At 59.6% G+C, this 24,298-nt stretch carries 19 protein-coding genes; 10 read left to right on the forward strand and 9 right to left on the reverse strand.

All coding sequences use genetic code 11. The features are described 5' to 3' along the window. Nucleotides 1-113 precede the first annotated feature (113 nt). The gene (locus NQ491_RS08645) at nt 114-2,579 is read left to right on the forward strand and encodes an ATP-binding protein (protein WP_019246858.1); all 2,466 of its coding nucleotides are present in this window, start codon (nt 114-116) and stop codon (nt 2,577-2,579) included. On the opposite strand, the gene NQ491_RS08650 is transcribed toward NQ491_RS08645, so the two are convergent. The 4 genes from NQ491_RS08650 to NQ491_RS08665 form a co-directional block, all read right to left on the reverse strand. Then, nucleotides 2,574-3,914, reverse strand: a complete 1,341-nt coding sequence (locus tag NQ491_RS08650; protein WP_019246859.1) for a sigma-54-dependent transcriptional regulator — start codon at nt 3,912-3,914, stop codon at nt 2,574-2,576. The two genes, NQ491_RS08645 and NQ491_RS08650, sit on opposite strands and share 6 nt — an antisense overlap. 148 nt (nt 3,915-4,062) lie before the next feature. Further along, on the reverse strand, nt 4,063-4,404 hold the full coding sequence (locus NQ491_RS08655) for a hypothetical protein (protein WP_019246860.1): 342 nt from the start codon (nt 4,402-4,404) through the stop codon (nt 4,063-4,065). 82 nt (nt 4,405-4,486) lie between these two features. Next, nucleotides 4,487-4,804, reverse strand: coding sequence for a hypothetical protein (locus tag NQ491_RS08660; protein ID WP_019246861.1), 318 nt, complete (start codon nt 4,802-4,804; stop codon nt 4,487-4,489). Between the two features lie 265 nt (nt 4,805-5,069). After that, nucleotides 5,070-6,539 (reverse strand): potassium/proton antiporter, encoded by a 1,470-nt coding sequence (locus NQ491_RS08665; protein ID WP_019246862.1) that lies wholly within the window; start codon nt 6,537-6,539, stop codon nt 5,070-5,072. A gap of 429 nt (nt 6,540-6,968) precedes the next feature. On the opposite strand from NQ491_RS08665, the gene NQ491_RS08670 reads away from it, so the two are divergent. Then, nucleotides 6,969-7,613, forward strand: coding sequence for a DUF4136 domain-containing protein (locus NQ491_RS08670; protein ID WP_026089812.1), 645 nt, complete (start codon nt 6,969-6,971; stop codon nt 7,611-7,613). A gap of 37 nt (nt 7,614-7,650) precedes the next feature. Further along, nucleotides 7,651-8,283 carry an outer membrane beta-barrel protein gene (locus tag NQ491_RS08675; RefSeq protein WP_019246865.1) on the forward strand — a complete coding sequence of 211 codons (633 nt, stop codon included), beginning with the start codon at nt 7,651-7,653 and terminating at the stop codon, nt 8,281-8,283. A gap of 96 nt (nt 8,284-8,379) precedes the next feature. Here the strand turns inward: NQ491_RS08675 and NQ491_RS08680 are convergent, their stop codons facing one another. After that, nucleotides 8,380-9,693, reverse strand: coding sequence for a UDP-glucose dehydrogenase family protein (locus tag NQ491_RS08680; RefSeq protein WP_026089813.1), 1,314 nt, complete (start codon nt 9,691-9,693; stop codon nt 8,380-8,382). A gap of 239 nt (nt 9,694-9,932) precedes the next feature. On the opposite strand from NQ491_RS08680, the gene NQ491_RS08685 reads away from it, so the two are divergent. Both NQ491_RS08685 and NQ491_RS08690 read left to right on the forward strand, forming a co-directional pair. Beyond that, complete coding sequence (locus tag NQ491_RS08685; RefSeq protein WP_019246867.1) at nt 9,933-11,039, forward strand: MraY family glycosyltransferase; 1,107 nt, start codon at nt 9,933-9,935, stop codon at nt 11,037-11,039. 46 nt (nt 11,040-11,085) lie between these two features. Next, nucleotides 11,086-13,548, forward strand: a complete 2,463-nt coding sequence (locus NQ491_RS08690) for an SLBB domain-containing protein (protein ID WP_232423217.1) — start codon at nt 11,086-11,088, stop codon at nt 13,546-13,548. Between the two features lie 490 nt (nt 13,549-14,038). Here NQ491_RS08690 and NQ491_RS08695 read toward each other — a convergent pair whose 3' ends face one another. Next, nucleotides 14,039-15,298, reverse strand: coding sequence for a phosphoglycerate kinase (locus tag NQ491_RS08695; RefSeq protein ID WP_019246869.1), 1,260 nt, complete (start codon nt 15,296-15,298; stop codon nt 14,039-14,041). A 144-nt stretch (nt 15,299-15,442) separates the two neighbouring features. Here NQ491_RS08695 and kbl point away from each other — a divergent pair, with 144 nt between their 5' ends. The 5 genes from kbl to NQ491_RS08720 all read left to right on the forward strand — a co-directional run bounded on the left by kbl (nt 15,443) and on the right by NQ491_RS08720 (nt 21,484). Further along, a complete protein-coding gene (gene kbl / locus NQ491_RS08700; RefSeq protein WP_019246870.1) occupies nt 15,443-16,633 on the forward strand; it encodes a glycine C-acetyltransferase in 1,191 nt (396 codons plus the stop codon). 76 nt (nt 16,634-16,709) lie between these two features. Beyond that, nucleotides 16,710-17,186, forward strand: a complete 477-nt coding sequence (locus NQ491_RS08705; protein ID WP_026089815.1) for an Lrp/AsnC family transcriptional regulator — start codon at nt 16,710-16,712, stop codon at nt 17,184-17,186. A gap of 3 nt (nt 17,187-17,189) precedes the next feature. Beyond that, nucleotides 17,190-17,642, forward strand: a complete 453-nt coding sequence (locus NQ491_RS08710) for a 6-pyruvoyl trahydropterin synthase family protein (RefSeq protein WP_259800655.1) — start codon at nt 17,190-17,192, stop codon at nt 17,640-17,642. A 269-nt stretch (nt 17,643-17,911) separates the two neighbouring features. Next, nucleotides 17,912-20,731, forward strand: coding sequence for a DNA polymerase I (gene polA / locus NQ491_RS08715; RefSeq protein ID WP_019246873.1), 2,820 nt, complete (start codon nt 17,912-17,914; stop codon nt 20,729-20,731). Between the two features lie 174 nt (nt 20,732-20,905). After that, the gene (locus NQ491_RS08720) at nt 20,906-21,484 is read left to right on the forward strand and encodes a porin family protein (protein ID WP_019246874.1); all 579 of its coding nucleotides are present in this window, start codon (nt 20,906-20,908) and stop codon (nt 21,482-21,484) included. A 188-nt stretch (nt 21,485-21,672) separates the two neighbouring features. Here NQ491_RS08720 and NQ491_RS08725 read toward each other — a convergent pair whose 3' ends face one another. From NQ491_RS08725 to NQ491_RS08735, 3 genes are all read right to left on the reverse strand, one after another. Next, nucleotides 21,673-22,716, reverse strand: coding sequence for an alpha/beta hydrolase (locus NQ491_RS08725; protein ID WP_019246875.1), 1,044 nt, complete (start codon nt 22,714-22,716; stop codon nt 21,673-21,675). A gap of 297 nt (nt 22,717-23,013) precedes the next feature. Continuing rightward, a complete protein-coding gene (locus NQ491_RS08730; RefSeq protein ID WP_019246876.1) occupies nt 23,014-23,502 on the reverse strand; it encodes a dihydrofolate reductase in 489 nt (162 codons plus the stop codon). Then, nucleotides 23,499-24,293, reverse strand: a complete 795-nt coding sequence (locus tag NQ491_RS08735; protein WP_019246877.1) for a thymidylate synthase — start codon at nt 24,291-24,293, stop codon at nt 23,499-23,501. Before NQ491_RS08735 ends, NQ491_RS08730 begins: the two co-directional genes overlap by 4 nt. Nucleotides 24,294-24,298: the final 5 nt, after the last annotated feature.

Raw genomic sequence — 24,298 nt, forward strand, 5'->3', positions numbered from 1 at the left:
TCTTTGCGGATGACGGGCAGCTCGTGCGAGCCGGCATATGGGCGATTCCGTCCCGGCCGGTTGTAGGTTTCGGGCAAAACAGCTATTTTTAGCCGGGTAACCGACGGGAGACTATGAGAAAATTCGGAAATACGGGCGGCAGCGAGTCGAACATGCGGATCAAGGTGGCCGTAGGCTATCTGTTGGTCGCCGTGGCGGCGGTTTTCGCCGTTTGGTACATTTACATGCGGATTGCGCCGTTGGCTGTTCGCGAGGACGCTACGCAGGGAGCGGCGTACCGGAAAGTGCTGGTTACGGGCACGACGATCTCGTCGCTGTACGAGGCGAGCTACCGGGCGAATATCTATCTGCAGGACCCTTCGGTCGACAATCTGGAAGCTTACGACCGGGCGATCGACACGGTCTACGGCCACATCGACTCGCTTTGCCGGTTGCAGATACCTCCCGAGCAGATCGGCATTCTGGAGGAGATTACCGAGCTGCTGAAGTGGAAAAAATCGAACCTGATCGGTCTGGCCGCCACGATGAGCCGTCTTCGGGAAAGAGAGGTGCTTCGTCACGACAGCCTGTTGCGGGCGCTCGAACGAAAGGACACGCTTTCGCCGGTGGTCGTAGTGATCGAGAAGCCCGTTCATAAGGATACGATTCGTTTGGTTCCTTCCGAGCGGGACCGGTTTTGGCGGCGTTTCGCGGGGCCTCTCATGACGGCGAGAGACACGCTCAAAGAGATGCCGAGGAGCAGCGAGATGCCTGTCGATACGCTCGCTCCCGTTGTTTCGCAAAAGATGCCGTCAGATGTAGGCGGCGCTCGATTGCAGGCGAAGCCGGCGTTACCTTCCAGACGGCGCGACCGGACTGCGGAGGCTATCCGGCAGCAGCAGCATACGCTGATGCTGATCGATCAGACGATCAACGATCGGGCTACGCTGCTTTTGCAGAAGATGAACGACGAAAACATCCGGGCAGCGCTCGACGAGATCGGTACTCGCGACCGGACGCTCAAGCGTGCGGGAGAGTCCGTGCTGGGGATCGCGTTGGGTGCGTTGTGCATAGTGCTTCTTTTCGTCGCTCTGATATTCAGCGATATAAATAAAAGCAAACGTTATAAACAGGCCCTTGAGGAGGCCCGGCGCAAGGCGGAGGACCTGATGGAGAACCGGCAACGGCTGCTGCTGTCGATCTCCCACGATATTCGTTCCCCGCTCAATTCGATCATGGGTTACGTCGAGCTGCTGTCGTCGAATCCTTCTCCCGATAAGGTGGCGCGTTACACGGCCAGCATGAGATACAGTTCGGCTCATCTGATGGAGCTGCTGACCAATCTGCTCGAATATTCCCGGATCGAAACGGGCAAAATGACCCTCGACGCGGCTCCTTTCGAGGTATTCCCGCTATTCGATCAGACCCTCGGCATGTTCGTGCCCTCGGCGGAGAGAAAGGGCGTGTCGCTCGTAAGCGACAACCGCGCGGAGAAGGGCATGTACGTCAAGGCCGATGCGGCCCGAATCAGGCAAGTACTGATCAATCTGCTCTCCAACGCCGTGAAGTTCACCGATCGGGGGTCGGTAACGCTTTCGGCAGTCGTTCGGTCCGGAGACGGGAACGGTGCGCCGCTACGGTTGGAATTCGCCGTGAGCGACACGGGGTGCGGCATTGCGCCGGAAGAGCAGAAGAGGATATTCGACGAGTTTTCGAGGGCCGATACGGCCGGCAAGGAGGGCAGCGGATTCGGGCTGGCCGTCGTGTCGCGTCTGGTCGAGCTGCTGGGAGGAACGTTGGAGCTCGACAGTCGGATCGGCGAGGGGAGCGTTTTCCGGGTCTCGATACCCGTGCTGTCCGTCTCCGTTTCCGAAATTCCGAAGCCTGTCCCGGCCGAGGCTCCCCCTCGGGTCACTCCTCGTTCGATACTCGTTGTCGAGGACGATCCCTCGCAACGAGCCATGTTGAGCGAAATACTGAAATCGGCCGGTCACAGGGTCTGCTGCTGTGATCGGTTGGAGCAGTGCGTGGATAAGCTGGCCGATGTCGATATGGTGCTGACCGATATTCAGCTGGGCGGATTTTCCGGCTATCAGCTGCTCTCGGCGATCCGTTCCGCTTCGGAGGGCTGGGCGCGGAGGTTGCCCGTGATTGCCGTTTCGGCTTCCGACCGTCTGGAGAAAGAGAGCGACGGGTTCGACGCCGTGTTGCGCAAACCATTCACGCAGAGCGAGCTGCTGAAAACGATCGCCGGTATGCCGTCTCCCGATCCGGGATACGATTTGGGCGAACTCCGGGAGATGATGAACGGCGATGAGGAAGCGGTCCGGACGGTCGTGGAGACTTTCGTGTCTTCTACGCGCGACAGCCTGAAACTGCTCGAGGAATACAGTGCCTCCCGCGACTGGCCGTCGCTCGCCAAGCTGGCTCACCGGATGCTGCCGATGTTCCGTCAACTGCATGCCGACCGGACGGCGGCCGATCTGGAAGAATTGGAAAAGAGCGGTTCCTCGGCGGAACCGGCGCGAATATCTTTTCTGGTCGAACGCGCGATCGGCTCGGCGAAGCGAATCCTCGGAAGAATGTCCGGCTCGCTATAGCTCGATACCGTACAGCTTGAGCTTGTTGTACAGGGTTTTCCGGTCGATCTCCAGCAGACGGGCCGCCTCGCTCTTGTTGTTCCTCGCGCGACGCAGCGCATCCAGAATCTGCTCTTTCTCGTTGACCTTGCGCAACAGGGGCGAAGCGGGCGGCTCCGGCATACTCTCCGCGTCGGCCGTCAATTCTTCCGGCAGGTCGGCTATCGTGACGATGCGCCCCTTGCAGAAGAGAACGGCCCGCTTGATCGCATTGCGCATCTGGCGCAGGTTGCCGGGCCATTTGTAGCGGTTCATCCATGCGGCGGTCTCGGCGTCGAATCCTTCGACCTGCTTTTCCAGCTCGCGGTTGGCGTCCTGCAGGAACGACTCGGCGAAAGCGGGTATGTCCTCTTTCCGTTCCCGGAGCGGGGGAATCTGCACGGTGAATTCGTCGAGACGGTGGAACAGGTCCCCGCGAAACTTGTTCTCGCGGATCGCTTCGAGCAGGTTCTCGTTCGTCGCGGCGATGATCCGTACGTCGACGGCCGTTTCCCTCACGCTGCCGACGGGACGGATCACGCGTTCCTGAATCGCGCGGAGCAGTTGTACCTGTACGTCGTAAGGCAGGTTGCCGATCTCGTCGAGGAAAACGGTTCCGCCTTCCGCCGTCTCGAAGACGCCCTTTTTGTCCGAAACGGCCGACGTAAAGGCTCCTTTGGCATGTCCGAACAGCTCGCTGGCGGCCAGCTCGCGCGAGAGCACGCCGCAGTCGACGGCGACGAACGGACGGGCCTTCCGCTTGCTGTTGGCGTGGATGAAGCGGGCCGCGTATTCCTTGCCCGTGCCGCTTTCGCCCGTGATCAGAACCGACATGTTGGTCGGCGCGACGAGCAACAGGTGATCCCGGAGCTTGGCGGACGCTTCGCTGTGTCCCCATACGATAGCCGTTCCGGGCTCCGAAGCGGACTGCGTTTCCGGCCGTGAACGGCGCTGTTCGTGCCGCGTAACCGCCGCGGTCATTTTTTCGCGCAGTATTTCGGGGTTGACCGGTTTCTCGAGATAATCGAAAGCTCCCAGTTTGATAGCCGCCACCGCCGTGCTGACGTTCGCGTAGCCGGTCATGATGATCACTTCGCTGTGAGGCGATTTGTGCCGTATCCATTCGAGCAGCGTGATGCCGTCGCGGTCGGGCAGGCGCAGGTCCGACAGCACGACGTCGAACACGCACTCCCCCATCCGCTTGACCGCCTGCTCCGCACTGACGACGCTCTCCGCCTCGTATCCGTTCTTGGACAACCATGTCCGCAGCATGAGGGCGAAGGCGACGTCATCCTCTACAATCAGCACCTTTGTCATCGGATTCTTTTCGTAATGTTTTTCGCCTGCAAAGATAGCAATAATCGTATAAAGAAAAGGCCTGTTCGCAAACAGGCCTTCGGCTGGCGGTCCGGTTTCGCCGGGCGACCGTCGGGCTTTCCCCTGCGGTCGGGGCGGGGATTTTCTTTTATGGGACGGACGGGCCGGCACTTCGTTCGACCAGGTCCATAACCGTTCCCTGAGCGTCGAGAAGGAGAGTGATTTCGGTCCCTTTCGGGTTCGGTACGGTAATTTTGTACAGCCTGATCCCGGCGTTGGCGTAGGCTTTCTCGATCGACGAGCTTGCGTACCGCGAGGCGATTGCGTACCGCACGGCCTGAGGCAGCTCGCTCGGGTCGATCTCGACGAATCCCGTTCGGACGGCCGTTGCTTGCGTCGATGCGTTTCCTGCAAGGGCGTATGCGGAGACGGGACCGGCCGTCCATGCGGCGGTAATCAGTGCGGCCACAGTAAACAATAGCTTGTTCATGAGTTCTTGTCGTAAGGGTTGAACGGATGAGATCCTGCGTATTTCGGCTTTCTATGCGCGGGGCGGCTCGGAGCGCGGCTCCTTAGGCTGCCGGCGTTTCGGATGCCTGCCGTATGAAGCCCTCTTTGTCGAGGATGATCGTGGCCGACCAGCCGTCGCTTCTCTTTACGATTACTTTGTAAAGGGAAGCGGTTGCGTCATTGTAGGCTTCCTCGATGAAGCTGCCCGGATATTTTTTGTCCAGCGCGTCGCGGACGGCCTGCGGCAGATCGCTCGGCGCGATGCGGATAAAGCCCTCTTGTGCGGTGATCGGAAAAACGGACGATGAAACGGCTGAAGCGGTTCCGGTTGCTGAAACGATGGCTGCGAGTACGGCAGCCGCGAATACGACCTTTTTCATGGCTTTGGCGTTTGAAAAATTCTTTCTACTTGTTCTTTGCTTTCGACAAAAACAAGGAAGAAAAACCGTACCGGAGCATGATATTTTTGTCGATTTTGTTTTTATTGTGTTGATTTATAGTTAGTTGGTTTGACGTTGCGGCGGAAGGGAGGCTTGCCTCGGGTTGGGGAGATTTGTGGAAAGATGTGGAGGAATTCCACGTTTCGCGGGGAGAAAAAGCGCAGAATCGTTAGCGATCGCTTGCAAGAGCGCATGCTGGCGGCGTCTATTTCGTTTGCAGGATCTGGCCGCGTTCGCTGTGGGAGATTACGAGCAGCTTGTCGCCGAGACAGAGCTTGCTGCGACCGTTCGGAATGAAAAAGGCGCCGTCGCGCTTGACCGTGACGACCAGTTCGTCGTCGGGAAGCGGAAGGTCCATCAGCCGGTCGCCCGAGGCCAGCATGTCGGCGGTCACTTCCGTTTCCGACAGCGTCGACTTGATTTCGTCGGGCAGTTCCTCGAAACTGAAGCTCAGGGCGGCAGGCTCCGAATCGTCGACCATTCTCAGCTTTCCGGCCATATAGCCTACGGTGGTCCCCTGAATGACGAGCGACATGATCGTGATGAAGAACACGATGTTGAAGATCAGGTTGGCATTGTTGATTCCGGCGATGAGCGGATAGGTGGCGAAGATGATCGGCACGGCTCCCCGCAGTCCGACCCATGACACGTAGGCTTTGGCCCGGCCGGAGATTTTGCGGAAAGGCAGCAGACATAGGTAGACCGTAGCCGGACGGGCGATCAGGATCATCGCGACGGCGATCAGCAGTCCGATGCCTGCGACGGGCAGCAGCTCGGTCGGATTGACGAGCAGGCCGAGCGTCAGAAACATGACCAGCTGGGCGAGCCAGGCGATACCGTCGAAAAAGGTCGTCGTGCTGCGGTGATGCGGCATCTTGCTGTTGCCGATCACCAGACCGGCGAGATAGACGGCCAGATAGCCGTTGCCGCCGATCAGGTCGGTGAACGAAAAGATGAAGAATACCAGCGCGAGCAGCAGAATCGGGTATTGCGACTGGTTGTCGACGTCGAGCCGGTTGACGAAGAAGAGCGATATGCGGCCGAGCACGTAGCCGGCGACCGCGCCGACGCCGATCTGCATCAGCAGTACGCCGGCCGAGTGTCCGAAACTCATGTGGCCGACTTGAATGACCTGAATGAACAGGATCGTCAGGATGTTGGCCATCGGGTCGTTGCTTCCGCTCTCGAATTCGAGCATCGGACGGAGATTCTCCTTCAGCCTCAGACCCTTGCTTCTCAGAATCGAGAAGACCGAGGCGGAGTCCGTCGACGAAATGACGGCTGCCAGCAGCAGCGACTCGTAAAGCGTCAGCGTGATCGATCCGAAAAAGTAGCGCGTGACAAGAAAGATGATTCCTCCGGTAATGGCCGTGGTGATCATCACGCCCAGCGTGGCCAGTATGATGCCCGGACCCAGCACGGGGCGGATTTCCTTGAACTTCGTGTTCATGCCGCCCGAAAAAAGGATGACGCTCAGTGCGATCATGCCGATGAACTGGGCGATCGTCGGGCTGTTGAACTGAATGCCCAGCCCGTCGCTGCCGAACACCATGCCGACGCCCAGAAACAGCAGCAGGACGGGAACGCCGAACTTGGAGCCCGCTTTCCCCGCGAGAATGCTCACGAACAGCAAGACCGCTCCGACCAATAAGATATTTCCGGCGTTCAGCACCATAAGGCTACGGGATGAATGGGACGAACGGCTCCGGTTTCCGGATATGCGTCCGGGGCGAGCCGTACCAAATATACTTCATTTTACGTTTGCGTGCAAAGCGGCTCGCGCGAAAAGTCTTTTCGGATTATAAAAAGGAAGGATCGGCCAGAACGGAGAAGGCCGTCGCTTGCGACGGGGCACCCGGAAAGCCTTTTCCTGCAAGTTGCCGTGCGGCCGGGCGAAAGTCCGGCCGTCGGAGTTCGAGAGCAGGGAACGAAAGGCTCGCATGCGGTTCGCCCGGCCGTTTGCCGCCTCGGATAGGTGTCGGATCAGGGCCGTGCTAACGGGCTCATTGTGAAACGACAGCCCGGCGAATTGTGGAACGGATTTTGAAAGGTAGTCCGTAACGTACCGCGAAATACCTATTTAAAAACTTTTAATAAAAAGAGTATGAAAAAATTAGTCTACATTCTATTGGCCGTTTTCGCTCTGACCTCCTGCAGGGAAGAGCCCGATCTGTCGGAGCTGAGCAGCGATTTTCTCGTATTTACCAACTACGACAAGAGCACGGAGTTCAGCAACATGAAAAACTATTACATGCCCGACAGCGTGTTGGTGATCGGCAACGAGGACAAGGCTGAATACTGGACGGGGGATCAAGCCGCTCCCTATCTGGAAGCCTATGAGGAGAACATGCAGAGTTTCGGCTATACCCGTGTCGCTACCAAGGCGGAGGCGGCTCTCGGACTGCAGATCAGCTATGTTCAGAGCACGCAGTATTTCGTGGGGTACAGCTATCCCTACTGGTGGGACAGCTATCCCGGCTACTGGGGCCCGGGTTATTGGGGCAACTGGGGCTACTGGTATTACCCCTATAATATCGTGTACAGCTACCACGTCGGATCGCTGCTGACCGAAATGGTCGACCTGCGCGTTCCTCAGGGACAGGAAAAGAAACTTACTGTCGTGTGGAACTCCTTCATGAGCGGACTGCTGACCGGCTCGAACACGATCAACACGGCGCTGGCCGTTCAGGCGATCGACCAGTCGTTCGTGCAGTCGCCCTATCTGAATATTACCGCTTTAGCCCAATAAGCCAATTCATTAACAGACGATAAAACGCAATATTATCATGAAAAACATAAAAAGCAAACTGTTCGGGTTCGTCGCCGCTGTCGTCGTGGCGCTTTCTCTGCCTGCCACGGGGCATTCGCAGATACTTTACAACGGCTATTTCAATATCGACTGGCAGTACAACTGGCCGCTGGGCGACAGCTATGCCGACAAGTCGAGCGGCTGGGGCATGAATTTCGAGGGCGGCTATTACTTCCCGTCGAACGTCGGTCTGGGCGCTTTCATCGCGTTCCATACCAATAACAAGTACATTCCCCGCCAGACTTTTCCCATCGGCGGAACCGGAGCTATCACGACCGACCAGCAGCATTCGGTGTTCCAGTTGCCGTTCGGCGTTACGGGCCGCTATCGCTTTACGCAGGGGCGCGTGCTGGAACCCTACGTGGCGGTGAAGGTGGGGGCCAACTATGCCCGGGTCTCTTCCTATTTTTACGTGCTCGAGGCCTATGAGAAGACTTGGGGATTCTTTGTTTCCCCGGAGTTGGGCCTGAACGTCTGCCCGTTCAACCAGAACCGGATCGGAGTCCATGTGGCCGCGTATTACAGTTATGCGACCAACAAGTGCACGACGCTCAATTTCAAAATGGACCAACTGAGTAATTTCGGTCTCCGGGTGGGTTTGTCATTCTGACACTTACCGCATATTCTTCACGAAAAATTCCCGGAGAGAGAGTCTCCGGGAATTTTTTTGTTCCGCTCGTTTCCGTCCGCCTTCCTGCCGGAAAGGCTATCCTCCGATGCAGTGGTATTCGATCCGCGTGCCGGCGAATTCTTTCTTGTCGTAAATGTTGCGTCCGTCGAAAAGCACCGGGGTGCGCATGACGCGCTCGACGACCTGCCATGCCGGAAGCCGGAATTCCTTCCATTCGGTCACCAGAATCAGCGCATCGGCGTCTACGGCGGCTTCGTACATCTCCTTGGCATAGCGGATACGGTCGCCGATGCGCGTCCGGCATGTCTCCATAGCCACCGGATCGTAGGCGGTTACGGTTCCTCCCGCCGAGAGAATTCGGTCGATCAGCACGAGCGACGTGGCTTCCCGCATATCGTCCGTTTCGGGTTTGAAAGCCAGCCCCCACAAGGCGATCTTCCGCCCCGTCAGATCGCTGCCGAAACGCTTGGTCAGCTTGTCGAAAAGCACCCGTTTCTGCCGCTCGTTAACCCGCTCGACCGCCGAGAGGACCTCCATCGGATAGCCGTGCTTCTCGGCCGTTCGGATCAGCGCCTTGACGTCTTTCGGGAAGCAGGAACCGCCGTAGCCGCAGCCCGGGTAAAGAAACTTGCTTCCGATGCGTGCGTCGCTGCCGATTCCCTTGCGGACCATGTTCACGTCCGCTCCGACGATTTCGCACAGGTTGGCGATGTCGTTCATGAAGCTGATGCGGGTGGCGAGCATGCTGTTCGCGGCGTATTTGGTCATCTCGGCCGAGGTGACGTCCATGAAGATTACCCGGAAATTGTTCAGCAGGAAGGGGCGGTACAGCCGACTCATCAGCTCTTTCGCGCGCGCGCTCTCGACTCCGACCACTACGCGGTCGGGGCTCATGAAGTCTTTGATGGCGCTGCCTTCTTTCAGAAACTCGGGATTGGAAGCCACGTCGAATTCGACTTCGGCTCCCCGGCGGGCGAGCTCCTGCCGCACGACCTGCTGAATCCGGCGCGACGTGCCTACCGGAACGGTGCTCTTGGTGACCAGCAGCGCATATTCCTTGACTGCCGAGCCGAACGTCCGCGCCACTTCGAACACGTAGCGCAGGTCGGCGTCGCCGTTCTCGTCCGGAGGGGTTCCTACGGCGATGAATACGATCTCGATGCCGTCCATGCAGGAGGCCAGATCGGTCTCGAAGCTCAGCCGTCCCGACTGCATGTTCTTCTGCACGATCGCGTCGAGTCCGGGCTCGTAGATCGGAATCCGCCCGTTCTTGAGCTGCTCGATTTTCGAGGCGTCCGTGTCGATGCAGACCACCTCGGCGCCCATTTCCGAAAAACAGGCGCCCGAGACGAGTCCGACATACCCGCTTCCTACCACTGCTATTCTCATTTTCTGAACGGTTTTTGATGTTCTTGTTCTCGGCCGGGCTCTCTTTGGGGTATCCGTCGGCCGCGAACGGTGAACAAATATAGTCAAATGTTCCGAATCGGCCGTGTCGTGCGTCGGGGTATTTCCCGGGTTCGGACGGCGCGGTGCGTGAGGGGCGGGGCGTGAAATTTATCGCCCGGCGCAAGGCGGTATTCTGAAACTATTTTTATATTTTTGCAAGGCGTATTACAAACCGGTCAATGGAACTGAAAATTTTCGTCATCCTGACTTTCGTCATTTCGGCCTTGGCCGGGTGGCTGACCATACCCAAGATTATCCTGATCTCGAAAAAGAAAAAGCTTTTCGACGAGCTTTCCGCGCGCAAGTCCCATCATGGAAACGTTCCCCGTTTGGGAGGAGTCTCGTTCTTCCCGTCGTTTCTTTTTTCGGTAACTCTGTTGCTGGGCATGTGCTACTATCAGGGGCTGACCGTAGCCGCATCGCCTGTCGAGGCGGCGGCGTTCAAAGAACTGTTTTTCGTCATAGCGGGCGGGACGCTGCTTTTCTTCGTCGGTCTGGCCGACGATCTGAGCGGCCTCTCCTACAAGCCGAAGTTCGTGGCGCAGATACTGGTCGGCGTGCTGCTGATTTACGGCGGCGTGGGAATCGAGAATCTGGGCGGACTGTTCGGTCTGTACCACATTCCGTCGTCCGTCGGGTGGGTGCTGACCGTGCTGGTGACCGTCCTGCTGGTCAACGCTTATAACCTGATCGACGGCATCGACGGGCTCTGCTCGGGGCTGGCCCTGCTGGCGTTGGGGGCTTTCGGCGGCTGGTTCTGCTGGAATCATCTGTATGTGTACGGGATGATGGCGATGGGCATCGCGGGCGTGGTGAGCGTTTTTTTCTTTTACAACGTGCTGGGACGCCGAATGAAAATCTTCATGGGAGATACCGGCTCGCTGACGCTCGGCTTTCTGATAGCCTTTTTCGGTCTGAAATTCTACAATCTGAATATCAATACGGATATGTTCGGCATACAGGCGACGCCGGCTGTTTTTTTGGGTATCGTCTTCATTCCGGCTTTCGATACGCTACGCGTGTTCTGTGTCCGGATCGCGTCCGGCCTTTCGCCGTTCTATCCCGACAAAAGGCACATCCATCACAAGATGCTCCGTCTCGGCCTCACCCATTTCCAAAGCGCCATGCTGATCATCGTGATGCAGACTTGCTTCATCCTGATGAACGTGCTGATGAAGAACGTCAATATCAACTTGCTTTTCGGGATCGACCTGCTGTTGGGGGTGCTGCTGGTCTGGCAGCTCGACCGGATGGGCGATCGGCGCGAGCGTAAAGGAAAGGCGTAGCGGTCCGCCGCTTGCCTTTTTTCAAAAAAATGAGAATAATATGCTTATGAACCGGATAGTCAAACTCATGCGATGCGTCGTTTTCGCGGCGGCGCTGTACGCGGGCAGCCTGTCGGCGCAGCAGGTCACGCCTGCCATGATCCAGCGGGCCAAAGCCATGGGGGCCACCCAAGAGCAGATCGATGCCGCGCTGGCCGAACGGAACGAACGAAGCGGCCGGCCTTCGTCGACGAAGGCGCAGGGGCAGGGCGGCGAGGTGGTCCGTTCGGACCCGGACCGGCAGACGAAGGATACGAGGCAAGGCGGCGATCCTGACGGCCGTCCCTATGGCGGAATGGAGCGTGGCGGTTATGCTGCGGGCCGTCCCGGCTTTTCGGAGCAGGGGCAGGGGAGATACGCGATGCGCTCGGACACCGATTCGGTGACGCGCCTCGGAATCATGTCCGTCGACCCGCGCGCGTCGGTGTTCGGCCGGGAGATTTTCTCCGCCCGGAACCTGACGTTCGCCCCGAGCTATAATATTCCGACGCCGCCCAACTACGTGCTGGGCGCCGGCGACGAAGTGGTCGTCGAGGTATGGGGAGACGCCGAGTCGACGATGAAGCACCGGGTTTCGCCCGAGGGCAGCATCAGCATTTCCGGCGTCGGTCCGGTCTCCGTGGCCGGTCTGACGATCGAGCAGGCTCAGCAGCGCATCCAGTCGAAAGTCGACCGGATCATGAGCGGACAGGTCCGGGTTTCGCTGGGCGAGATACGGAGCATCAAGGTGAATATTTCGGGCGAGGTCGCCGTGCCGGGGACCTATACGCTGCCGTCGCTGGCTACGGTGTTCAATGCAATCTATTCGGCCGGAGGTGTCAACGACATCGGATCGCTGCGTCGCATTCAGGTTTATCGCAACAGCCGGAAGGTCGCCGATCTGGACGTGTACGACTACCTGATCGACGGAAAGTACGAAACCAATATCCTGCTCGAGGACAACGACATGATTATCGTTCCTCCGTACGACAGCTACGTCGCCATAGGGGGAAAGGTGAAGCGCGAGCGTATCTATGAGCTGAAGAAGGGCGAGACGCTGGGCAAGCTGATCGAGTATGCCGGAGGGTTTACCGGGGACGCCTATGCCGAGCGGCTGACGGTCTACCGCAAGAGCGGCCGCCAACGCAGTCTGGTCACGGTGGAGAAGGCCGATCTGGACGCTTTCCCGATGATGGACGGTGACTCGCTTCATGTGGACGTCGTGTTGCCGACCTATTCCAATATGCTGACCATCCGGGGAGCCGTATGGCGTCCGGGGGACTATGAGCTCGGGCCGGACGTTCGGACGCTCTCGCAGCTGATCGCCAAGGCCGAGGGATTGCGCGGAAGCGAGTTCGCCTCGCGGGGACAGATTTCGCGGTTCGACAGCACGACCAGTATCTATACCGTTATTCCGTTCGTCGTGAGCGACGTGGCGTCGGGTCGGACCGACGTGGAGCTGCGCAACCGCGATGAAGTATACATTCCGAACGTTTTCGACCTGAGGGAGGATTATTCCGTGACGGTCCGGGGCGAGGTGAACGCGCCTCAGACGCTCGATTACCGCGACGGCATGACCGTCGAGGACGTGATCGTGCTGTGCGGCGGGCTGCGCGAGTCAGCTTCCCGGGCGAGAGTCGAGGTGGCGCGGCGGATCAAGGACCCGACTTCCACGTCCTATTCGCCCCGGCGGGCCGAAACTTTCCTGTTCGACATTTCGGAGGATCTGGCGATCGCTCCGGCCGACAAGAGGTTCGTGTTGCAGCCGTTCGACGAGGTGTATGTCCGGCGCTCGCCCGGCTATTCCGAGCAGAAGAACGCGGAAGCCGACGGAGAGGTGCTTTTCCCCGGACAGTACGTGCTGGCCGAGGCATCGCAGCGGTTGTCCGATCTGGTGCGTCAGGCCGGCGGATTCACCGAGGAGGCTTATGTGCGCGGAGCCAGCGTGCAGCGCAAGCTCACGCCCGACGAGATGGCGAAAGTGAAGGCTACGCTCGAAATTGCGCAGACGAACAAAGGGCGTGATTCGGTCGCGGAGCAAACCGTCGAGATTCCCGAATATTATTCGGTCGGAGTCGACGTGGAGCAGGCCGTGAAGAAGCCCGGAAGCAGCGAGGACATCGTCCTGCAGGAAGGCGACCGTCTGTTCGTGCCGAAATATAACGGGACCGTGCGCATATCGGGCGCCGTGCTGTATCAGAACTCGGTCGCGTACGAAGGGAAAAAACTGAAAAACTATGTGGCTCAGGCCGGCGGTTTCAAGCAGAGGGCCCGTCGTCGTCCGTTCATCGTGTACATGAACGGGAAAGTGGCCTCGACGCGCGGAGGATTTCTCTGGAAACGGTATCCTGCGGTGGAGCCCGGGTGCCAGATCGTCGTTCCGATGAAGCAGGAGCCTAAAGGCAACGGACTGGCGAACACGATAGGCATGATGTCTTCGACCGCTTCGCTGGCTGCCATGGTCGCTTCGATCATTAATCTGAGCAAGTAGGGCCGGTTGCGGCGATGCAACGTTTGTCGGGCCGCAGGGAAGCACCCAGCGGCCCGATCTTTTGCCGGCGGTCGTTTCCCGTGAAAAATCGCTTCCGCGGGCCCGCCGGACCGAATCCGTTTTTTTCGTCCGGAACCGGATGCAGCGGGCCATGCCGGATTCTGGGCGGCGCATGGGCCGATCTCCTGCGGCGGTTATTCGTCGCTGCGGGTTCGTTCCTGCCGACGGCGGCATCGATCCGACTTTGTCGAGAGAATAGAATCCGGTCGGTTGGGTTGTCTTTTTGTGTCCGGTTTCCCGTTCGTACGCTCCCAAGGAGTCCCGATATGCTTTTATGTGTAGTCGCATTATTGCGTACAACTGATCCGGATGATATTTTCCGTCCGGACCTTTCCTCGGTCCCGGGTTTGCGGCGAACTCGGTCGCAGAGTAAGAAAAAGCGGCGGTTCTCGATCGAGAACCGCCGCAGATAAGGAAACCGGAACGGGTGCTACTTGCGGATAGCCGCCACGCCCGGGAGTTCGATGCCTTCCATGTATTCGAGCAGCGCACCGCCGCCCGTCGAGACGTAGCTGACGTCGCCGGCCAGACCGAACTTGTTGATGGCCGCCACCGAGTCGCCGCCGCCGATCAGCGAGAAGGCGCCCTTCTTCGTGGCTTCGACGATCGCCTCGGCCAGCGCGCGCGAGCCTTTGGCGAAATTGTCCATCTCGAACACGCCTACCGGGCCGTTCCACAGAATGGTTTTCGACTCGGCGATCACTTTCGTGAACGCTTCGGTCGCTTTCGGGCCGATGTCGAGACCTTCCCAGCCGTCGGGAATGTCGTTCGACGGGCAGATCTTTGTCTCGGTGTCGTTCTTGAACTCTTTGCCGCAAACGGCGTCCTCGGCCAGATAGATCTTCACGTTCAGCTCCTCGGCTTTCTTCAGGATGTCGAGGGCCGTCTGGAACTGGTCGGGTTCGCAGATACTCGTGCCGACCTTGCCGCCCTGAGCGGCCTTGAACGTATAGGTCATGCCGCCGCCCAGAATCAGGTTGTCCACGCGCTTCATCAGGTTCTCGATCACGCTGATCTTCGTCGAGACCTTCGAACCGCCCAGAATGGCCGTGAACGGGCGGGCCGGATTGTCGAGCACCTTGTCGATCGCTTTCAGCTCGCCTTCCATCACGTAGCCGAACATCTTGTCATTGGGGAAATACTCGGCGATCAGCGCCGTCGACGCATGCGCGCGGTGAGCCGTGCCGAACGCGTCGTTAATATAGCAGTCGGCATATGAAGCCAGCCTCTTGACGAACTCCTTCTGGCTGGCTTTCACAGCCTTCTTCGCGGCGGCTTTCTCCTCGTCGCTGGCGTCGTCGGCCAGTCCGCGGGGCTTGCCCTCCTCCTCGGCGTAGAAGCGCAGGTTCTCGAGCAGCAGCACCTGTCCGGGCTTCAGCGCAGCGGCCTTTTTCGCGGCCTCGTCGCCCATGCAGTCGTCGGCGAAGTCGACTTTCACGCCCAGACGGGCCTCGATGCCGGGAATGATGTTCCTCAGCGAGAACTTGGCCTCGGGGCCCTTTTTCGGACGTCCCAGATGCGACATCAGAACGACGGAGCCGCCCTTTTCGAGCACTTTCTTGATCGTCGGGATGGCGGCGCGGATGCGCGTGTCGTCGGTAATTTCCAGCTTCTCGTTCAGGGGCACGTTGAAGTCGACGCGGATAATCGCGCGCTTGCCCTTGAAATCGTACGTGTCGATTGATTGCATAATCGGTCTGTATTTACGGGTTAAACTTTTTAAATATATTTAAGAACTCTCCAAAGTTACGCAATCTATTCATATTTTTCGCATTCCGCTATAAGATTTTGCCGGAAAAATGTAACTTTGCTTATAATTTAACTTCTTGGAGGCATGTACGGGAAAATGAAACAGCATCTGCGCGCCGAGCTCGACTCGCTCGGCGAGGCCGGGCTGTACAAGCGCGAGCGGGTGATCGTCTCGCCCCAGCGCGCGGCGATCGGGGTGGCCGGAGGAAAAGAGGTGATCAATTTCTGCGCCAACAACTATTTGGGGCTTTCGGACCATCCCCGTCTGATCGAGGCGGCCAAGCGGGCCATGGACAGCAGGGGCTACGGCATGTCGTCGGTGCGTTTCATCTGCGGCACGCAGGATATCCATAAGCAATTGGAGGGCGCGATCGCCGACTATTTCGGCACGGAAGACACGATTCTCTATGCCGCGTGTTTCGACGCGAACGGCGGCGTGTTCGAGCCGCTGCTCGACGAGAGGGACGCGATCATCTCCGATGCGCTGAACCATGCGTCGATCATCGACGGAGTCCGGCTGTGCAAGGCCGTGCGCTACCGCTATGCGAACGCCGACATGGACGAGTTGGAGCATTGCCTGAAGCTGGCTCAGGCCCAGCGGTTCCGGGTAATCGTTACCGACGGAGTCTTCTCGATGGACGGCAATGTCGCTCCGATGGACCGCATCTGCGCGCTGGCCGAGCGCTACGACGCGCTGGTCATGGTCGACGAGTGCCACTCGGCGGGTGTCGTAGGGCCTACGGGCCGGGGAGTAACCGAGTTGTTCGGTCTCCGGGGCCGGGTCGATATCATTACCGGCACGCTCGGCAAGGCGTTCGGAGGCGCGATCGGCGGATTCACGACCGGTCGCCGGGAGATCGTCGAGATGCTGCGCCAGCGTTCGCGGCCGTACCTTTTCTCGAACTCGTTGCCGCCGGCTGTCGTCGGGGCGGGGATCGAGGTGTTCCGGATGCTCTCCGAGAGCGACGCGCTGCACGACCGCTTGACGGCCAACGTCGAGCGCTTCCGGGGGCGGATGCTCGCGGCCGGGTTCGACATCAAGCCGACGCAGTCGGCGATCTGCGCCGTAATGCTCTACGACGCGAAGCTGTCGCAGGACTTTGCGGCACGCCTGTTGGACGAGGGCATTTACGTGACGGGTTTCTACTACCCGGTCGTTCCGAAGGATCAGGCGCGGATTCGCGTGCAGGTGTCGGCCGGGCATACCGAGCAGGAGCTGGACCGCTGCGTCGACGCTTTCGTGAAAGTAGGACGCGAGCTGGGCGTACTGCGTTAGCTCCGCGGAGCGGAAGCGGGCGGAAGTCCCGGCTCGGCGGTCGGGGAGTATACTAAACTTAACGAACGGAATATTTATGGCAAAGATTTCATTGGATGCGATCGATCGCAAAATACTGGGGTATCTGATCAAGAACGCGCGGATGCCGTTTCTGGAAATCGCGCGCGAGTGCGGTATTTCGGGCGCGGCGATCCACCAGCGCGTCAAGAAGCTCGAGGATGCCGGCGTGATCCGGGGTTCGAGACTCGAGGTCAATCCGAAAGCGCTCGGCTACGATGTCTGCGCCATTATCGGCATCCGGGTTTCGGACCCGACCAAGAACATGCTGACGGTCGAGAAGCTGCGTCAGGTGCCCGAGATTACCGAATGCCACTTCATTACCGGCAAGTACAACATTCTGGTCAAGCTCTACTGCACGGACAACGAGCACCTGATGCACACGATATTCGACCATATCCTGCAACTGCCCGAGGTGTCGCAGACCGAGACGTTCATCTCGCTCAGCGAGTCGTTCGGTCGTCAGGTCGAGATACCTAACTTGGGAGACGAGTAAGTCATGGTGATCATCCGGCTGACAAAGGAATTTTCGTTCGAGATGGCGCACACGCTCGACGGTTACGACGGTCCGTGCCGCGAGATACACGGTCACTCGTACCGCCTGTTCGTGACGGTCAAAGGCCGTCCGAAAGACGATCCGTCGGATCCGAAGTGCGGCATGGTAATCGATTTCGGCGACTTGAAGCGGATCGTCGCGGAGCAGATCGTCGGACGTTACGATCACGCGCTGGTCATGCGGCGCACCGAGTCGAACGCCGGGCTCGTCGAGGCTCTCCGCTCCCGCTACTCGAAACTGGAGGTAACCGATTACCAGCCTACCTGCGAGAATATGGTGGCCGACTTCGCTGCCCGGATCGCGGCGCGTCTGCCCGAGGGCGTGACGCTGCACAGCGTCCGGCTGCACGAGACGGCCACGTCGTTCGCCGAGTGGTTCGCGGGCGATAATCCGTGAGAAGCGGAGATGAAATTTCCCGTGCGGAATATTGACGGGCTCTCCGGTAGGAGGACGGGCCCGTTCTGACTGAGTTTTTTGAAAGAGGACCGAGTTCTGGCGGAGACATTCGCGCAGCGGTCTTATGCGGGCGCCGCGCGGCATGAGTGCTCGGCACGGATCGGAGCGGGGGACGTCCTCCCGGCGGGGAAATCTCCGCGAAAACAGCGCTCACCGAACGCATAATCGAGTGGCAGATACGTTCTCGCCGCGTTCATACCGGAGGGTTTATGGAGAAAGTTTTTCTGGTCGATGCCTACGCATTGATTTTTCGTTTCTACTATGCTTTTATCGGACGGCCGATGCGCAATGCGGCCGGCGTGAATACGTCGGCCGTGTTCGGGTTCGTCAAGTTCCTCAAGGACCTGATCCTGCGCGAGCGGCCGCATTACCTCGGCGTGGCGTTCGATCCGCCGGGAGGCAATTTCCGTCACGAGCTCTACGCCGACTACAAGGCCAACCGCAGCGAGACGCCCGAAGACATCGTCGCGTCGGTTCCGTATATCAAGCAGGTGCTCGAGGCGATGCGCATTCCGGTGCTCGAGATTCCCGGCTACGAAGCCGACGACGTGATCGGCACGCTGTCGCAGAAAGCGGCCGCCGCAGGTTACGAGGTGTTCATGGTAACGCCCGACAAGGACTACGGGCAACTGATCCGGCCCGCGGTCCGGATTTACAAACAGCGCAAGGGCGGGGCCGACGGCATCGAGATCATCGGCTGCGAGCAGATACGCGAGCATTACGGCATCGACGATCCGTGTCGCGTGATCGACGTGCTTGCGCTGTGGGGCGACGCGTCGGACAATATTCCGGGTGTACAGGGCATCGGCGAGAAGAGCGCGATCAAGCTCGTCTGCCAGTTCGGCACCGTCGAGAACCTGCTGGCCCATACGGAGCTTCTCTCGGGCAAGCAGCGGGTCAACATCGAGGCCGCCCGCGACCAGATCATGCTGGCCAAGCGGCTGGCTACGATCCGGCTCGACGTGCCCGTCGAGTTCGAGCCCGAGAAGCTGAGGCTGGAGGCTCCCGATACGGAGCGACTGGCCGAGGCGTACCGCGAGCTGGGCTTCCGCTCTTTCCTCGCCGAGCTGCGGCCGGGCGCCGCGGAGACCGCGGAGAAGTCCGAGCCGGCTTCCCCGCAGCAAAGCAAATCGAAGACTGCCGTTCCGGCCCGCGACCTGTTCTCGGCACTGGAGACTCCGGCCGCGCCGGCGGAGGGATCGCTTTTCGATGCGCCGGCCTATCAGACGATCGACACCGTGCCGCATGTCTACCATACGGTCACGGACGAGAAGGCTCTGCGCGAGCTGGCCGGCAGGCTGGAGGCTTCGTCCGAATTCTGCTTCGACACGGAGACGACCGGATTCGACGTGTTCGGCGACCGGCTCGTGGGCCTGTCGTTCGCCGTGGAGCCGTTCGAGGCGTGGTACGTCCCGTGCGATCCGGCGAACCTCGGACAGGTGTTGTCGATCCTGCGCCCCGTGTTCGAGAACGAGCGGATCGCCAAGATCGGCCAGAACGTCAAGTTCGATCTGATGATGCTCCGCAGCGCCGGAATCGACGTGCGGGGTACGCTCTACGATACGATGATCGTCCACTATCTGCTCGATCCCGAATCGCGTCACGGCATGGATCATCTGGCGCGCATCTGTCTGAACTATTCGCCCGTGCCGATCGAGGAGCTGATCGGCAAGGGGGCGCGCCAGATCACGATGGACCGCGTTCCGGTCGAGCGTTGCGCCCGGTACGCGGCCGAGGACGCCGACGTGACGCTGCGGCTGAAGCGGCACTTGTGGCCGAGGCTCGAGGAAGCGGGACTGACGGAGCTTTATCTCCGCATCGAGGAACCGCTGATCCGCGTGCTGGCCGACATCGAGATGACCGGCGTGAAGATCGATTCCGAGGCGCTGGCCGCCTCGGGGCGCGAGCTGACCTCCGAGCTGGCCGGTCTGGAGGACCGTATCCGCGAAATGACCGGAGACCCGTCGCTGAACGTCAATTCGGCCAAGCAGCTCGGCGACGCGCTGTTCGGCCGCATGAAGATCGATCCGAAGCCGCGCATGACCAAAACGAAGCAATATCGCACGGACGAGGAGTACCTGCAGATGCTTGCCGACCGGCATCCCGTCATCGGGCTGATCCTCGAGTACCGGGGGCTGCGCAAGTTGCTTTCGACCTACGTCGAGGCGCTGCCGCAGTTGGTCAATCCTCGCACGGGGCGTATCCACACCTCGTTCAATCAGGCCGTCACGGCCACGGGGCGGCTCAGTTCGACGAATCCGAATCTGCAGAACATTCCGGTCCGCGACGAGCGGGGCCGCGAGATTCGCAAGGCGTTCGTCCCCTCGGACGGCGACCGTCTGCTGCTGTCGGCCGACTACTCTCAGGTCGAGCTGCGCCTGATGGCCCATCTGAGCGGCGACGAAGACATGATCGCGGCTTTTTCGCACGGCGAGGACATTCATACGGCGACGGCCGCCAAGCTGTTCGGCGTACCGCCCGAGCAGGTCACGCGCGAGCAGAGACGCCGGGCCAAGACGGCCAATTTCGGCATCATCTACGGCATATCGGCCTTCGGGCTCGCCCAGCGGCTGAACATTCCGCGGGCCGAGGCCAAGGAGATCATCGACGGCTATTTCGCAACCTATCCGGGCGTACGCCGCTACATCGACCGGGTGATCGCCGATGCCCGCGAGAAGGGTTACGTGGCGACTCTGTTCGGCCGCAAGCGGATGCTGCCCGACATCCGCTCGGGCAATGCGGTCGTGCGCGCGCTGGCCGAGCGGAATGCGGTGAACGCGCCGATACAGGGCGGGGCGGCCGACATCATGAAGCTGGCGATGATCGCCGTCCACCGCGAGCTCGGCCGGCGGGGCCTGAAGTCCAAGATCATCCTGCAGGTGCACGACGAGTTGGTGATCGACATGCTGCGCAGCGAGGAGGAACAGGTGCGCGAGCTGGTCGTGCGCTGTATGGAAGACGCGGCCGAGCTGCGCGTGCGGCTGATCGCCGAGTGCGGCGTCGGAGCGAATTGGGTCGAGGCGCATTAGTCCGTTTCCTTGGCGGCAGGGCTTTTCGCCTCTCGATTCGCAGGTGAGAATTGCGTTACGGAGGCCGGAATTATTCTGCCCAGGCGCGAAAATCGTTGACAGTTACAATTTTTTATTATAGCTTTGTGTCGAAATATCGACAAACGCTATTTCAAACTTTAAAAATTACCGCAAATGAAGAAAATGATTTTGGCTGCTGCGGCCCTGATGATGGCTGCGGGCGCATCGGCTCAGATGCCCAGCTTCGAATGGGGTGTCAAGGCCGGTCTGAACGTTTCGGGAGTCTCCAACATCGACGATTCTAAAATGAAAGCCAGCATCTACGTCGGCGCATTCGCCGAATTCCACGTGAACGACTGGCTCGGCATTCAGCCGGAGGTGATCTATTCCCGTCAGGGATTCGCTGTTGATGATAACAGTGTCGATTACGCCCGTGCTCGTCTGAACTATCTGAACATTCCGATCATGGGTAAGTTCTATGTGCTCGACAATCTGAATTTCGAGACCGGTCCGCAGTTCGGTTTCCTTCTCAACGCACGGGAAAAAGTTAAAGCCGAAGGCACTACCGTCAAAGCCGATATCGACGGCGCGAAAAATTTCGACGTATCGTGGGGCGTGGGCGTGTCGTACCGCATTTTCGATCCGCTGGACGTGACGTTCCGCTACAACATCGGCCTGACGAAAATTTGGGATACCCAGGACAATACGCCTAAGAACGGCGTGATCCAGATCGGTGTCGGCTACCGTTTCTAACGGTCCGCGATTTGATATAACGGTCTGGCACAGGAAAATCCCATTCCAAAGGGACGTTTGTGTAGGCCATGAAAAGAAAGGCTTTCTGAATCGAGATTCAGAAAGCCTTTCTTTTTTCGTGCCGGAACGATCCATGTGTTTTCTGCTTGATAAAACCTGTCCGACATGTTTAGCGAGAGCAGATCGCGTCAGCCGATCTGCTCCGAGATGAAGTCGATCTCCTCGCACGAGCGGTCCGCGCCGATATAGTCCGTTCCCAAATAGTACTGCATCATGGCGGCCGAGCTGAGTACGAGCGCGCGGGTTTGATGCAGGGCGGCCAGTCCATTGAGCATGCCCCAGTCGTGGATCACTCCGTTGTATCGGACCGTCGTCGCATCGACGCCCGCCTCGGACAGTCTGCGTCCGAGCGCCTCGCCCTCGTCGCGCAAGATGTCGTTTTCGGCTACCTGAATGTAAGTCGGCGGCAGGCCGCGAAGCTCGTCGTCCGTGGCTCGCAACGGGGAGACATAGACCTCGCGCCGTTGCTGCGGGTCGGTCGTGTATTGGTCGAACATCCATTTCATCAGCGAATCGGTCAGGAATCGCTGCTTGGCATACCGGACGTAGGAGGCCGTGTCGAACGACGAGTTGGCGACGGGCCACATCGGAAGCAGCAGCTTGATCTGCGGTCCCTGTTCCCGTTTGGCGCGAAGAGCCGTAGCGATCGCCATGTTGCCGCCGACGCTGTTTCCTGCCAGCGCCATGCGCGAACCGTCGACTCCGATTCGGGCGCCGTTGCGCGCGATCCAACGTACGGCCGCGTATATTTCGTCCAGCGCCTGCGGGTATTTCGCCTCGGGCGAGGGCGTGTAGCGGATGAAAACGGCCGGGAATCCCGATGCGACGACCAGATCGCGCACGAGTCTCCGGTGGGTCGGGTAGTCGCCCAGAATCCATCCTCCGCCGTGAATGAAGACGAAGCACGGAGGCGAGCCGGCCGAGCCTTGAGGGCGCACGACCGTGAGCGGAACGGAAAGTCCGTTTTCGGTGATCGTCTGTTCCGACTCCACGATACCCGACAAATCTACTTGTACGGACGATTGGGCATCGGAGAGCACTTGCCGTGCGGCCTCCTTGGAAAGCGATTCGACCGGCTTCCCGGCATTGATTCCTTTTAAAAATTCTTTGACCAGCGGGTCGAGGTGCCGGTCTTCGGTGAAATCCGGCGCCTGTTGTACGTCCTTATTCATAGTCGCAAAGTTTATGGCGTTTGTGGCGGTATTCCGCACTCTCGGGCGGGATATCTGTGGGAAGCGTCATAAACTGTGCCATGCGATCCGAACGGCTGGCGGCGGACAAGATCGCGGGGGACGTTTCGGTAAGGAGGAAAACCTCGCGGACGGGAAACGGAAGGAATAATAAGGGAGTGGACGGAAAGAGAGACCGAGTCCCGGTGCGTTCTCTGCCGTCGCTGAGAAACGACGGCTCCGAAACATGGGAAGGGACCAACGGCCGGTCTGCATCCGTATCCTATCCTGCCGGGCGAGCTATTCTTTCGTGCGGATGTAGTTTCTGAATGCGAACGGCCGGTCGTACCTCTCTCCCCGTTCGTGTCGCTCTTCGGACAGCAAGGTCCATTCTTCCCGCTTCCATTCCGGGAAACGGGTATCGCCCTCGTAGTCGGAGTCGATCTCGGTCAGGTAGAGGCGGTCGGCCATCGGCATCGCCTGCGCGTAGATTTGCGCTCCTCCGATGATGAAGATTTCCTCGGACTGGTCGAACAGGCCGACAGCCTGTTCGAGCGATCCCGCGACGAGGCAGCCTTCGGGACGATAGTCCTTGCGACGCGTGACGACGACGTTGGTCCGGTTCGGGAGCGGGCGTCCGATCGACTCGTAAGTCTTGCGGCCCATGATGACGGGATGGCCGGTCGTCAGCGCCTTGAACCGGCGCAGGTCTTCGGCGATGCGCCAGATCAGCGCGTTGCCGTTGCCGATCACGCCGTTGCGGGCTATGGCTACGATAATCGAGATCATACGGCTACCGGCGCTTTGATGGAAGGGTAGGGATCGTATCCGTCCAGCGAGAAGTCCTCGTAGCGGAAACCGAAGATCGACCGTACGTCGGGATTGATCCGCATGACGGGCAGCGGGCGGGGCGTTCGGGTCAGTTGCAGGGCGACCTGCTCGCGGTGATTCAGATAGATGTGCGCATCGCCGAGCGTGTGGACGAACTCGCCGGGAACGAGTCCCGTCACCTGCGCGATCATCATCGTGAGCAGCGCATAGGATGCGATGTTGAAAGGAACGCCCAGAAAGACGTCGGCGCTGCGCTGGTAGAGCTGGCACGACAACCGTCCGTCGGCGACGTAGAACTGGAACAGCGCGTGGCACGGCGGAAGCGCCATGCGGTCGATCTCGGCGACGTTCCATGCGCTGACGATCAGCCGGCGCGAGTCCGGATTGCGCTCGATCTGGTCCACGACCTGCGCGATCTGGTCGATATGCCTGCCGTCGGGCGCCGGCCAGCTGCGCCACTGGCTTCCGTATACGGGGCCCAGATTGCCGTCGGCATCGGCCCATTCGTCCCAGATCGTCACGCCGTTCTCGCGCAGGTAGGCGATGTTCGTATCGCCGCGCAGGAACCACAGCAGCTCGTGGATGATCGACCGCAGGTGCAGCCGCTTGGTCGTCAGCACGGGGAAGCCCTCGCTCAGGTCGAAGCGCATCTGGTAGCCGAACGTGCTGATCGTGCCCGTGCCGGTCCGGTCGTTTTTCACCGTACCGTGCGCTTGGATATGTCGGAGCAGGTCGAGGTATGCTTTCATAAGTG

This window comes from Alistipes ihumii AP11 (assembly GCF_025144665.1).
Lineage (GTDB): Bacteria > Bacteroidota > Bacteroidia > Bacteroidales > Rikenellaceae > Alistipes_A > Alistipes_A ihumii.

Excerpts from the sequence above, each read along its gene's own strand:
- NQ491_RS08660 (WP_019246861.1), bottom strand. The coding sequence starts at position 4,804 with ATGAAAAAGGTCGTATTCGCGGCTGCCGTACTCGCAGCCATCGTTTCA.
- NQ491_RS08725 (WP_019246875.1), bottom strand. The coding sequence starts at position 22,716 with ATGAATAAGGACGTACAACAGGCGCCGGATTTCACCGAAGACCGGCAC.
- NQ491_RS08665 (WP_019246862.1), bottom strand. The coding sequence starts at position 6,539 with ATGGTGCTGAACGCCGGAAATATCTTATTGGTCGGAGCGGTCTTGCTG.
- NQ491_RS08650 (WP_019246859.1), bottom strand. The coding sequence starts at position 3,914 with ATGACAAAGGTGCTGATTGTAGAGGATGACGTCGCCTTCGCCCTCATG.
- NQ491_RS08680 (WP_026089813.1), bottom strand. The coding sequence starts at position 9,693 with ATGAGAATAGCAGTGGTAGGAAGCGGGTATGTCGGACTCGTCTCGGGC.
- NQ491_RS08670 (WP_026089812.1), top strand. The coding sequence starts at position 6,969 with ATGAAAAAATTAGTCTACATTCTATTGGCCGTTTTCGCTCTGACCTCC.
- NQ491_RS08730 (WP_019246876.1), bottom strand. The coding sequence starts at position 23,502 with ATGATCTCGATTATCGTAGCCATAGCCCGCAACGGCGTGATCGGCAAC.
- NQ491_RS08690 (WP_232423217.1), top strand. The coding sequence starts at position 11,086 with ATGAACCGGATAGTCAAACTCATGCGATGCGTCGTTTTCGCGGCGGCG.
- NQ491_RS08645 (WP_019246858.1), top strand. The coding sequence starts at position 114 with ATGAGAAAATTCGGAAATACGGGCGGCAGCGAGTCGAACATGCGGATC.
- kbl (WP_019246870.1), top strand. The coding sequence starts at position 15,443 with ATGTACGGGAAAATGAAACAGCATCTGCGCGCCGAGCTCGACTCGCTC.
- polA (WP_019246873.1), top strand. The coding sequence starts at position 17,912 with ATGGAGAAAGTTTTTCTGGTCGATGCCTACGCATTGATTTTTCGTTTC.
- NQ491_RS08720 (WP_019246874.1), top strand. The coding sequence starts at position 20,906 with ATGAAGAAAATGATTTTGGCTGCTGCGGCCCTGATGATGGCTGCGGGC.
- NQ491_RS08655 (WP_019246860.1), bottom strand. The coding sequence starts at position 4,404 with ATGAACAAGCTATTGTTTACTGTGGCCGCACTGATTACCGCCGCATGG.
- NQ491_RS08675 (WP_019246865.1), top strand. The coding sequence starts at position 7,651 with ATGAAAAACATAAAAAGCAAACTGTTCGGGTTCGTCGCCGCTGTCGTC.
- NQ491_RS08710 (WP_259800655.1), top strand. The coding sequence starts at position 17,190 with ATGGTGATCATCCGGCTGACAAAGGAATTTTCGTTCGAGATGGCGCAC.
- NQ491_RS08705 (WP_026089815.1), top strand. The coding sequence starts at position 16,710 with ATGGCAAAGATTTCATTGGATGCGATCGATCGCAAAATACTGGGGTAT.
- NQ491_RS08735 (WP_019246877.1), bottom strand. The coding sequence starts at position 24,293 with ATGAAAGCATACCTCGACCTGCTCCGACATATCCAAGCGCACGGTACG.
- NQ491_RS08685 (WP_019246867.1), top strand. The coding sequence starts at position 9,933 with ATGGAACTGAAAATTTTCGTCATCCTGACTTTCGTCATTTCGGCCTTG.
- NQ491_RS08695 (WP_019246869.1), bottom strand. The coding sequence starts at position 15,298 with ATGCAATCAATCGACACGTACGATTTCAAGGGCAAGCGCGCGATTATC.